This is a genomic window from Streptomyces sp. NBC_00258, from assembly GCF_036182465.1.
In the GTDB taxonomy this organism is placed as follows: domain Bacteria; phylum Actinomycetota; class Actinomycetes; order Streptomycetales; family Streptomycetaceae; genus Streptomyces.
In genome coordinates, this window is sequence record NZ_CP108081.1 from 11,726,389 (window position 1) to 11,737,947 (window position 11,559).

The 11,559-nt window shown below is 66.7% G+C and carries 9 protein-coding genes and 2 pseudogenes; 6 read left to right on the forward strand and 5 right to left on the reverse strand.

Annotation, left to right across the window (positions count from 1 at the left end; genetic code table 11):
* Nucleotides 1-77: 77 nt before the first annotated feature.
* Complete coding sequence (locus OG718_RS52070) at nt 78-2,675, forward strand: amino acid adenylation domain-containing protein (protein WP_328847624.1); 2,598 nt, start codon at nt 78-80, stop codon at nt 2,673-2,675.
* Nucleotides 2,676-2,784: 109 nt separating this feature from the next.
* Here OG718_RS52070 and leuA read toward each other — a convergent pair whose 3' ends face one another.
* The 3 genes from leuA to OG718_RS52085 all read right to left on the reverse strand — a co-directional run bounded on the left by leuA (nt 2,785) and on the right by OG718_RS52085 (nt 6,077).
* A complete protein-coding gene (gene leuA, locus OG718_RS52075) occupies nt 2,785-4,524 on the reverse strand; it encodes a 2-isopropylmalate synthase (protein ID WP_328847625.1) in 1,740 nt (579 codons plus the stop codon).
* A 492-nt stretch (nt 4,525-5,016) separates the two neighbouring features.
* Entirely contained in the window at nt 5,017-5,592 is a 576-nt protein-coding gene (locus OG718_RS52080) for an ImmA/IrrE family metallo-endopeptidase (protein WP_328847626.1), read from the reverse strand.
* Nucleotides 5,593-5,594: 2 nt separating this feature from the next.
* A complete protein-coding gene (locus OG718_RS52085; protein ID WP_328847627.1) occupies nt 5,595-6,077 on the reverse strand; it encodes a helix-turn-helix domain-containing protein in 483 nt (160 codons plus the stop codon).
* A 90-nt stretch (nt 6,078-6,167) separates the two neighbouring features.
* Here OG718_RS52085 and OG718_RS52090 point away from each other — a divergent pair, with 90 nt between their 5' ends.
* From OG718_RS52090 to OG718_RS52100, 3 genes are all read left to right on the forward strand, one after another.
* A complete protein-coding gene (locus OG718_RS52090; protein ID WP_328847628.1) occupies nt 6,168-6,641 on the forward strand; it encodes a hypothetical protein in 474 nt (157 codons plus the stop codon).
* A gap of 163 nt (nt 6,642-6,804) precedes the next feature.
* Nucleotides 6,805-7,572 (forward strand): dienelactone hydrolase family protein, encoded by a 768-nt coding sequence (locus OG718_RS52095; protein WP_328847629.1) that lies wholly within the window; start codon nt 6,805-6,807, stop codon nt 7,570-7,572.
* Between the two features lie 440 nt (nt 7,573-8,012).
* Complete coding sequence (locus tag OG718_RS52100) at nt 8,013-8,159, forward strand: hypothetical protein (protein ID WP_328847630.1); 147 nt, start codon at nt 8,013-8,015, stop codon at nt 8,157-8,159.
* Nucleotides 8,160-8,265: 106 nt separating this feature from the next.
* On the opposite strand, the pseudogene OG718_RS52105 reads toward OG718_RS52100, so the two are convergent.
* A pseudogene (locus OG718_RS52105) lies at nt 8,266-8,493 on the reverse strand (IS5/IS1182 family transposase); the annotation flags it as partial.
* 873 nt (nt 8,494-9,366) lie between these two features.
* On the opposite strand from OG718_RS52105, the gene OG718_RS52110 reads away from it, so the two are divergent.
* Both OG718_RS52110 and OG718_RS52115 read left to right on the forward strand, forming a co-directional pair.
* A complete protein-coding gene (locus OG718_RS52110) occupies nt 9,367-10,266 on the forward strand; it encodes a hypothetical protein (protein ID WP_328847631.1) in 900 nt (299 codons plus the stop codon).
* Nucleotides 10,267-10,291: 25 nt separating this feature from the next.
* A complete protein-coding gene (locus tag OG718_RS52115; protein WP_143643236.1) occupies nt 10,292-10,768 on the forward strand; it encodes a hypothetical protein in 477 nt (158 codons plus the stop codon).
* 401 nt (nt 10,769-11,169) lie between these two features.
* Here OG718_RS52115 and OG718_RS52120 read toward each other — a convergent pair.
* Nucleotides 11,170-11,530 (reverse strand): annotated as a pseudogene (locus OG718_RS52120) (ISAzo13 family transposase); the annotation flags it as partial.
* Nucleotides 11,531-11,559: the final 29 nt, after the last annotated feature.

Consider the following 11,559-nt stretch of genomic DNA (forward strand, 5'->3'; position numbering starts at 1 on the left):
ATGAACCGGTAGCGCGGGACAGAGCCGATACCGAGGCGTCGCGCCCGGTTCGTGCGGACAGGTATCCACTCCGCGCGGTGCTGCTTCGGTATGCCGATGGGGTGGTGGACCTCGTGCTCCTGGCCGTTCGCTCCGCGGTGTCACGAGCGACGATGCGCCAAGTAGGGGCGCTCGTGCTGGAAGGGCCCGAAGCGGTGGGAGATGTCCCACCGATTCCCTCCGTAGCGCCCACCCCGCAGCGTCCGCCCCTTCATGAAAGGGCCCATGGAGGCGTCGAGTGGGGACTCGGTGATCCACGGTGTGCGGGCATCGTCGGCAGTGTTCCGCTGGACCTCGCCGGTCCCCCGGACCTCGACGAGCGGCTTGTCGTCGGTGCGATCGCGCTTACGCTTGCCCGATACGGTGGTGAGGAGCCCGGCCTGCTCGGATTCCTGACCCCCACCGGCGGCGCCGCCGACGACATCCGCGCACGCTCGGTCAAGGCTCACGAGGACCAGTCCGCGGCCGAGTTCCTCGGACAACTGGACGAAGCTCCCCCAGTGCCACGCGACCTGCCCGCGGTGGGGGTAGTGCTGGACACCGGGCGGGCAGACACCCGCTACGTGCCGTGTCTGCCACCGCTCTTTCCGCTCACCCTCCATGTGGAGCGGCAACGTGACGGATCGTTCCGCGGCACCTGCTGGTACGACGAGGGAACCGTCGCGCCCCGGATCGCCGATCAGTTCCGCACCCATGTCGGACACCTCGCCCGGCAACTGGCCAAGGGGCCGCAGGAGCGGCCGCTGTCGCAGCTCGAGTTCATGACGGCGGAGCAGACGAACGAGGTCCTCCGGTTAGGCGGTGAGGGACGTGCATCCGGCACGGACGGCCGGATTCACGAGGCGTTCGTTCGGGTCGCGGACCGACAACCTGAGGCGGAGGCCCTGGTCGCCGGCGATGAGCGGCTGACGTACCGGCAGCTTGACGACCGGGCCGAGCGGATCGCGGCGGGGTTGCGCGCCCTGGACGTCGTGCCGGGGATCCGGGTGGGCGTCTGTCTGGAACACGACGCCGACCTTGTCGTCACCCTGCTTGCCGTACTCAAGACCGGCTGTGCCTATGTGCCGATGGACGTGCGCTACCCGGCGGAACGGCTGCGGTTCACGACGGACAACGCGCAGTTGTCCGTCGTCGTCACGACCGCGGAGCGGTTCCCCGAGACGACCGGCACGAGGATCGTGACCCCTGACGAACTGCGGGGTCTTGCCGGCGAGTCCGCGGCAGCGGGCGAACGTACGCGAGTGGACGGTGACGGGGGCGACGCCGCGTATGTGATCTACACGTCGGGCTCGACTGGGCGCCCCAAAGGCGTCGTGGTGCCTCACCGCAACGTTCTGGCTCTGCTGGAAGCCACCGCCGAGGACTTCGGCCTCGACTCGGACGACACCTGGACGCTCTTCCACTCGAGCGCCTTCGACTTCTCTGTGTGGGAGATCTGGGGTTGTCTGCTGACCGGTGGCCGACTGGTGGTCGTGCCGTACTGGGTGACACGCGATCCCGAAGAGTTCCACGAGCTGCTGGCGGACCACCGCGTTACCGTGCTGAACCAGACCCCTTCGGCCTTCTCCCAACTGGTACGGGCCGATCTGCGGGCACCCCACGAGCTGGCCTTGCGGCTGGTCGTCTTCGGTGGTGAGCCGCTCGATGTGCGCATGTTGGCGCCATGGTTCGCCCAGCACTCCCACACACGGTGCCGGGTGGTGAACATGTTCGGCATCACCGAGACCACGGTGCACGTGACCGCTCAGACGCTGACCCCGGCGGACGTCGCGGCGGGATCCCGATCGGTCGGCCGTGCTCTGCCCGGGTGGTCCCTGTCGGTCCGGGACCAGCAGGGACGGCTGCTTCCGCCAGGACCGGCGGGAGAGATCTGGGTGGGCGGGGCGGGAGTGGCCGGCCACTATCTGGGACAGCCGCAGCTCACTGCCGAGCGCTTCGTCATCGACGACGTCACCGGGCAACGCCTATACCGCAGCGGGGACAAGGGACGGCTGCGCCCGGACGGCCGCCTCGATCACCTCGGCCGTCTGGACTCGCAGGTGAAGATCCGCGGTCACCGCGTCGAACTGGACGAGATCCGCGCGGTGTTGCTGGGAGCGCCGCAGGTGACAGCCGCGGTCGTGGTGGTCCGGCAGGACTCCTCAGGCGATCCCTCCAGCACCCGGATCGACGCATTCGTCGTGGTTGCCGGGGCCGCCGGGGCTGTCGATACGCAGGAGATACTTGCCCATGCCCGCAGGGCGTTGCCCGACTACATGACGCCGTCGACGATCACCGAGGTCGAGGCCGTTCCGCTGACGGTCAACGGCAAACTGGACGCGTCCCGGCTTCCGGAACTGCAATCGGCCCCCTCACGATCCGCTGCCACGGTGACCGCCCCTGCCGCGGCCGCCGACGACGTGCTGCAGATCTGGAATCGTCTGCTGAACACGGAGGTAGGGCCTGAGGACAACTTCTTCGAGCTCGGCGGAAACTCCCTGCTGGTGGTCCGGGCTATCGCCGAGATGCGGGAGGTGAACCTGCCTAAGGTGTCGCCCAGGCAGTTCTACAGCAACTCGACCGCGGCGCAGTTCGTGCGACTCGTACGTCAGCTCATGGACTCCCCGGCATCGGACGGGAACGAGCGCGCGCGATGATCGGGCGGGTCCGGGACCTGTGCCACCGGAACCGGGCGGAGCAGCCGTCGGCACGATCGCGACCGGCCGGTCCCGGGCATCTATCGCGTGCTGGGGCCACGCGTTCTGGTCACTCGTCGAGGAGAAGGCGGTTGACCGCGCTCACGACGGCTCGCTGGGAGGCTGCCGCCAGATTGGTGTGCAGGGCCGCACCCCAAGTGGACCGGTCGGCGTGGGAGATCTCCACATACGCCCCGACCTGGGCCCGACTGCCCGAGCCAAGCGCGTGCTGCGCAAAGGCACGGACGGCAAAACCGGTCAGTCCAGCCCTGCCGAGAGCATCCAGGAGCGCGTCGATGGGGCCGGTGCCTTCTCCCTGGAGTTCGATCGGACGACCGTGGATGACGGCCCGCAACGCCAGTCGGTGGGCTTCTTCACGGCCGTTGGACGACGACAACTGATGCTCGTCCAGCTCGATCGGCGTACAGACGTCGAGATACGCACGCCGGAAGCACTTCCAGATTTCCTCGGGCGAGATTTCGCCGCCGTCGGAGTCGGTTATCTCCTGCACCAGCTGGGCAAATTCGCTCTGCAGTCCACGGGGCAGGTCGAGTTGGTATTCGGACTTGAGGATATACGCGACACCTCCCTTGCCCGACTGAGAATTGACCCGAATGACCGCCTCGTAGTCGCGGCCGACATCCTTCGGGTCAATGGGGAGATACGGCACCGCCCAGGGGAACTGCGATGTGTCGTCACCTGCTGCGGCAGCCCTGCGACCCCGCGCCTCCAATCCCTTCTTGATGGCGTCCTGATGAGATCCCGAGAACGCGCTGTACACCAGCTCGCCTGCGTAAGGATGACGAGGATGAACGGGCAGACCAGTGCAGTACTCGATCGTCGCCGCTATCTCGGAAAGGTCGGAGAAGTCGATCAACGGATCGATCCCCTGGCTGAAAAGATTCATACCCAGCGTCACCAGATCGACGTTTCCGGTGCGCTCACCGTTGCCGAACAAGCAGCCTTCGATGCGCTCGGCGCCCGCCATGAAGGCCAGCTCGGCCGCGGCAACCGCCGTACCTCGGTCATTGTGCGGATGGATCGACAGAATCAGAGAATCTCGACGTGCCAAATTGCGGTGCATCCACTCGATTTGGTCAGCATAGACATTTGGGGTCGACATCTCAACTGTGGCGGGGAGATTGACAATCATTTTGTGCGCCGGGCTGGGCTGCCAAACCTGTGTGACGGCATCGCAGATCTCCAGTGCGAAGTCCAGTTCCGTACCGGTGAACGACTCCGGCGTGTACTCGAACTGGATGTGCGTACCTGCCAGGTCCTCGGCCAGCGCCGAGCAGAGTCCGGTGGCCCGAACGGCCAGATCGGCGATCTGCCCACGGTTCATATCGAAGACAACATCACGCTGTAAGCAAGAGGTTGAGTTGTACAGATGAACGATCGCGTATCGTGCCCCGCTCACTGCCTCGAAAGTGCGCCGGATCAGTTCCTCGCGGGCTGGTGTGATCACCTGGATGACGACATCGTCCGGGATCAGATCGTCCGCGATCAGTAGTCGGACGAATTCGTAATCTGTCTGGCTGGCTGCTGGGAAGCCGACCTCGATCTCTTTGTACCCCATGCGCACTTGACGGTCGAATAGCTTCCGCTTGCGCTGGATGTCCATGGGAATCGGTAACGCCTGGTTGCCGTCGCGGAGATCCACGGCACACCATAACGGCGGCTGCGAGATCGTTCGAGACGGCCAGGTCCGATCCTCGAGGCTGACAGTTGGGTAAGGCTGGTATTTCCACGCGGGCATGCCGGAAGGACGTTGCCGAGGCTGCTGGGTTATGGGACCGTATTTGGGCATCGCTTCTCCATCCGTAATGTTTCGGAGTGGTGCATGAGCGCGCGTGTGGGCCGAACAGGCCTTACTGAGGCCGGGCAGGTAACTATTGAGGCTAGCTGACCCACTAGGGACTCGTCGACCATACCTAAAGGGGCATTTCGTGCTTGGGGTTGGTTGGTGCAAGCCTGTTTCCATTAACGCGGCGGATGCCACCGGATATCCCTTGCCAGGGCGGGATGCAGCTGTAAATTCCCGCTGTCCGCGGAGACTCTATATGTGGTGGTTCCTGTGGTGGGGTCGGTCCGGCTACGACTGGCTGCGCAGCTTTGCCTGCTTCGAGATTGCCATCTGAATCCCGCGCGCTTCAGGTGTAGCCGACGAGGAACTGGCCGCTCTCAGAGACGTCCTCGGACACTTTGTACGGCCGATCAGGACCCACATCCAACACTGGCCAGCCTCTCAGGAACCCGACATCACGAGATCAAGTTGAGTGATACGGCGTTGAAGATCTGGTCAAGATTCTTTACCGCCCCGGGTTGCCCAAGCGCGGCGTGCTTGGAGCAGGACACCGCTGGTGTTGAGGCGGAATCGGGCCATGGGTAGGCTTACTCCGGCAGTGTCTGCGAGTGCCTTGGTGTCGGCTCCCGCGTACGCGTGGCGGAGTAGAAGTTGACGAGGTAGCAGCAGGCAGTCGGCCAGCCAGTTGGCTTTCTCCTCCTGTTCGGGGTTGCACGTGAAGAACGCGTGCCCGCCGATCTGCTGCACTTCACGTACCTCGTGGCCGAGCAGGACGTGGGCCAGCTCATGGGCGATGTCGCTCTTGGTACGAGCGGGCTCGTTGCACGGGTTGTAGACGGCGACGGTACGGCCGCCTGGCAGATGGAACGTGGCGGCGGGAAACGCACCGGGCTGCACGCTTTCGAGCTCTCGCAGGCTGTCCATGCCAACCAGCTCCTGCGCGTCGATCACCTCGACGCGCAGATGTGCGGCCAGCTTGCGGATGTCCGGCGGGGCGTCGGAGCGCAGACCGAGCTGTGTGCGTACGCGGTCCGCCAGCCGTTCCGCTTCCGACTTGAACCCTCGGCGCACCCTTAACCCCTTCCCTGGGCGGAGCCGCCCGTGTCGGAGGCCGTCAGCTTGCTCTGTATGGTGGCGAGAAGGTCGGCGAGCATCCGGCTGGCCTGCGGGGTGAACGTAGACGCCGCGCGCAGGTGCACCTTCACCTCACTCTCGCGGGCCGCCAGGCTCCCGTAGAGCTCCTTGACCAACCCGGCGATCTTCTCGGCCGCGGCATCCGTGAGGTTGGGGTCGCGTGACAGATGGAACGCGATGACGTCCGGGGTACTCTCCGTACGGAGCCGTGGGGGCTGGAAGAAACGCTCGGGAGAGAGGCCCAGCCAGTCGACGAGTCGGGTGAAGTTGGCGAGGTCCGGCAAGTGGCCCTTCTCTACCCGGGCGAGGGTGTTGAATGGCACGTCGGCCTGCTCCGCCGCCGCCCGCAGGCTCAGCCCCAACTGTGCGCGATGCTGCTGCACAAGCATCTGCAGCGCCTCGATGTCGATGGGCTCGTCCACTCCCGCCACCTCCTTCCGCCGGGCGTCTTTCAGCGCAGCCTCGGCACCGGACTCTCCTACTACGCCCGGACGGGATCATGATGAACGTCAATGAGGCCTTCGCGCGCTCATGGGGACATCGAGATCGCGATTCCGGCCGCGAGCTTTCCCGAGGTCAGTCACCACTTCCCCGGATACGTCTTCGACGCGGCAGGCAGCGGCCGGATCTGGGAGGACGCCACACCGGAGGTGCTGGCCGCCGTACATCAGACTTGGCTCCGCGATCCTGCCACCGGCAACTACCTGCTCGACGTGTTCCGCGAACCGCACGACGGCGACACCTGGATCTGCCGACGCGATGAGAGGATCCGGCTTCCCTACAGCGACATCATCCAGCACACCCAAGACGGCATCCCGTATCTGGCGCCTGAACTGGTCCTGCTGTTCAAGGCCAAGCACGCCCGCCGAAAGGATCAATCAGACTTCGACGCGACCCTCCCACACATGTCCCCAGCTCAGCGCGAGACCCTGGCCGAGCTACTCAACCGCGTACACCCGGGACATCCCTGGATTGCGGATCTGTAGCTGGGTACTGGGGTGTGACCGAGATACGCGCCAAAGGGGCAACGGGATGATCTTGAAGCCCTGAGCGCCGGGCCCGTCCCGTATTTCAGAGGACACCCGCGCTGCTCTGCCAGCGGCAGAACAGCGGCCGGACCCGGCTCGACGATCACTACAGTCCAGTCTCATGACGACGATTACGACGCGTACGGTCGAGTACCCGGCCGACGGTCTGACGATGATTGGGCACCTCGCGCTCCCGGCCGGTGTCGACCGCCGGCCCGCAGTGTTGCTCGGACCAGAGGGCACGGGGCTCAGCGATGTCGAGCGCCGCCGGGCCGATGCTCTCGCCGAACTGGGATACATAGCGCTGGCCTTCGACCTCCACGGCGGGCGTTATTTGAGCGACCCCGAGGAGATGCTGGCCCGTTGCATGCCACTGCTCGCTGAGCCCGACCGGATGCGGAGCATCGGCCATGCAGCACTCGACGTGTTGCGCACCGAACCGCGGACCGACCCCGACCGGATCGCCGCCGTCGGCTACGGCACCGGGGGCGCCGTCGGGCTGGAACTCGGGCGCGACGGCGTCAACCTGCGCGGGATCGGCACAGTCAACGCACTGACCACGGGCCGACCGGGCGAGGCAGCGCGCATTCGCTGCCCGGTGTGGGCCGGGGTCGGGTCGGAAGACCCGATCATGCCGCCCGCGCAACGGAATGCGTTCACCGCAGAGATGCAGGCCGCGGGCGTCGACTGGCGCCTCGCGGTCTACGGCGGCGCCTTGCACGCCTTCCACCACCCGCCGGTCGACCACCCTGTGGTCCCCGGCGTCGGCTACCACCCACAGCACGCGCAGCGAGCCTGGCGCGACGTCGTCGACCTGCTCGCCGAGTGCCTGCCTGTGATGGAGGACCTGGGGCATGGCCCAGGTAAGCGTGCTGGCGCCGGGCACTGACAGTCTCCTTTCTCAAGTCCGCACAACGGAACCGCATTCGGGCGGATGTTCGATCGCGGAGACGCGTTCGCAACTGCCGCAGTAAATACCGGATTCACTGCGACGGAGCCCTGGCCGTGATCGTCGCGACCTGCGGCGGACCGTTCCGGCTTCCAGGGCGATGTACGCATTTACTGCGGCGTCACTGTGCTGACCACGCGTAAAGCCGCATCAGAATCTACTCATTGCCCCTTGGCGCGTATCTCGGCTGAACCCGTACTGGTGGGCTCGCTCAACTGTTTCTGGCTCCGCGAGGAAGCCAGTCTGCGCGCACACGGCCATGTGAAAGCGGGTCAGGGCGTGGGCTGCAGACGGACTGGACGGCGCCGCCCGGCTCAGCGGATCCAGGGCAGCGCCTTCTCGGGGTGCGCGGTGTGGACGTATCGGACGGCGGTGCCGGGATGGATACCGAACAGGTGCACCAGGTGTACCGGGTCGGCGGTCCGCCGGGCTTCGTCCAGTACGCGGTCGCTCCGCCCTCCACTCCGACCATGATCCCGTCCATGTCAGGTCAGCGTGGTGCCAACTCTCGCTGGCCGCGCGCGTGACCGGTGCTTAGGGCTGAGTTCCTGGCGTACGTCCAGGTAGCAGTGCAGCCGTACGCCGGGCTGCCCGATCAGGCTGTCGACCACTACGCGGAACTAAGACGTCGTGTCAGTTGGTGAGTCGGCGGTGGCATATGAGGGTCGCGGCGATGGTGGTGAAGGCGAGGAAGTGTTCCGGCTTGCGCTCGTAGCGGCGGTGGAGGCGTCGGCAGTCGGACAGTCAGGAAACGGTCCGTTCCACGACCCAGCGGTGCCGGCCCAGGCGTCGGGATGAATCGATGCCGTTGCGGGCGAGACGGTGCCGGATCCCGCGGGAGGACAGCCAGCGTCGCAGGTACTCCCTCGGACTGCCGGTGAGCTGGTCTGTTCCGTGGCTGATCACGGCTCTGGCTTCACGGTCGTCCGTCGGCACGGCGGGGAGCAGGGCGGGCATGTCGATCTGGCCGAGCAATGCGGAGACATGCGCTTGAGCGGCGGACAAGGCGGTGGGGGCAGGTCTGAACGGAGCGATGCCGTTCGGGTGCGTGTCGAGGAAGCCCAGGTCGAGAGCAGTGTCGCGGGCTGTGGCCCGGCGGGGAGCGTCGAGACGGACCTCTTCGAGCCCGGCCACCTCGCCGAGGCCTGCCAGCAGTATCGGTGCCCAGCCGAGGTCCAACACGTCGCACGTCGGCGGATCCCATTGGGGATCGCGGTCCTGTGACGTGTCGGCGGAATGGCGGCAGGCGGCGAGATATTCCGTCGGGATGCGGGCGAGCTGCTGGGTGACGGCCATGACGGCAGTATCTCGGCCACGTCCACCTCATTTCCGCTGCTTGCTTGGGGCCGCGTGCGATCAGCCGGGCCGCACACTGTCACCGTCCCTATGGGGAATCGTGATCGTCAGGGTGGGGAATCACGTGACGCTCAGATCCCAAAGCCTGGGGAAATACATGACCGTCGACAGCGTCAGCCGCCGTCTCGATCCCTGCGTAGGTCCGGGCAGCGTTCCTGTCCGGGTAACCGACGAAATGCCGCCCTTCTGTCACGGCAGCGTCACTGATCAGCAGTTCTGACACAGGCGTTATTACGGCGGCCAGGGCCCGCGGCCCTGACAGATGTCAGGACCGCGGGCGAGCCGGTCCTCCTAACGTTCGAGGTGTCGCAGCGTTTCGGGGGAAGAGGGACGAACATGGCCGGATACACCGGGTCCTGTCCAGGGCGGGGCAAGGCCGTGGCAGCACTGCTGCTTTGTCTGGCAGCCCCGGCGCTGTCGGCCTGTACGGCCGCACCACCACCCCCGTCTCCCAGGACCCCCGTCCCCGAGCCGACCGTCGCCGCCCGCGCACTCACGCCCGCGGAACGGCAGACCCTGGCCAAGGCCGAGGCGCTCCTGACGCGGAACTGCATGGAGGAGCGGGGATTCTCCTTCCACGTCGTCGAAGACCTGCCGGACGGGGTCAACCGCCTCTTCCCGCACGTTGTCGACGACGAGGGCTGGGCCGCCGAGCACGGCTACGGCAGCGACATCCAGCGGAAACGGGACACCCTCGCCGCGAAGAACCCGAACCAGCTCTACTTCCGGAGCCTCTCCGCGGAGCGCAGGGACGCCGCCGTGGACGCGCTGAACGGCCCGAAACCGACGGGTCTGGAAGCGCGGGTTCCCGGCATGGGCACGGTCCGGCACAGCGATCAGGGCTGCGAGTCCGAGGCGCAACGGTCCCTCTACTCGGACCTGCGCAAGTGGTACAGCGCATGGAAGGTGACGGACGCTCTCGAGCGGTCCGTACCGTCTGCGGCCGCACGGAACGAGCGCTTCACGGCGGCTGTCTCACGGTGGTCGACCTGCATGCGGGCCAAGGGCCACTCGTACAGCTCTCCCATGGAGGCACGTCAGCGGTTCGTGCGGCCGGCGGGCGCGACCGGATCCGGCGAGTCCCGCGCCACCGAGATCGCGACCGCGAGGGCGGAGGCCCAGTGCGCCGGCCCCTCGGGTCTCGCAAAGACCGCCCGCACGCTCACGCGCGCCGAACGGGCGAAGACCGAGTCCGACCATTCCACCGAGTTCATCAACAGGAAGACGCTGGAGTCCGGGGCGCTGAACCGTGCCCGGGACATCGTCAAGGCCGGCTGACTCCCCATCTGAGAGGTATGAGGAAATGAAGAAACTGACTCTGCTCGCCACCGGTGCCGCGATGCTCTTCGCGACAGTCGGCCCGGTCGCCGCCGCGCAGGCCGCGGACGGACCGGCCGCCGCGCCGCGCGCGGCGGCCGCCGCCGAGGACGGCAGGCTGCACGCGTGGGCGGACCCCTACCAGCAGGGCGCCCACTGTTCCTGGGAGGGCAACAAGCGTGACTGGGACTACGGCGACGACGGTGTGACGGGCAACTGCCAGCCGATGCGCAATGTCGCCTCGTCGCTGGAGAACCGCGGATTCGCGGGCGGTTACGACGATGTCGACCTGTACTACAACCAGGACCAGAGCGGGGTGTACGCCTGCCTCGGTCATGGTGACGCGTGGCAGGACCTGACGGGAGGGGACTACATCTTCAACAACGGCCCGTGGTGGTGGGAGGGGAAGAACACGTCGGTCAACAACAACATCGCCTCGCACTCCTGGACCGACGGCTGCTGACCGGCTGATGTCGACCGTGCCGGGGTCGGGGGCCCGGCACGGTCCCACCGTTGTGACCGTCTCGTCCTGGGTAGGGCGAGGCCCGGACCCGGCCGGTCGGTCCGGATGGCACCCATGGGAGCGAACCCCGCAGGCCATGTCGCGGTCCCTTGCCGAGAAGGACTCCGGCCCGCCTGCCACCTGGCGTCCGCACCAGCCCCCGTGACTTCAGGCCGTCTTCTCACTGCCAGACGACCGATCCGCCCATCAGCCCCAGATGGCGTCAGCCGGCATCCCTGCCGTCGCGCGAAGCCGAACGCAGTGAGGCCGAGTGCCGAGTAAGGCACCGCGCATGTCACCGCGTTGCCGGTGTGCGCCTCGGGCGGGAGTCACGGTCGGAAGGCAGGTGCCCGGTGTATGTGGTGGCCGGGCCGCGAGCCCGGCCACCACTGCGAACCTGGCGGGTGGAGGCGCCAGTTGGGCTCGACCAACGCCAGCAGCGCCGGCCTCAGCCCAGCATCCAGCTCGGTCGCCTTCGTCCGGCCTCCACCAGGAGGGCTGATCCGCCCCCAACGGAGCCTGGCCAGACTCCAGTTCAGTCGCTCCACGCGAATCCGTGCCCTCCCGGATCCCGGCCGCGGCCGCGACGAGCCTGATCCGACCATGCCCCGACGACCGCGCTTCCGTCCCTACCGCCAACCGACGCTGACGCTCGTCCAGATGCGGCAACAACACCTGCAACTTCGCAGCCAGGATGGCCTCGATCCCCTCCGGTCTCCCCACGATCGTCGACACCTGCAAGGCATCTGAGC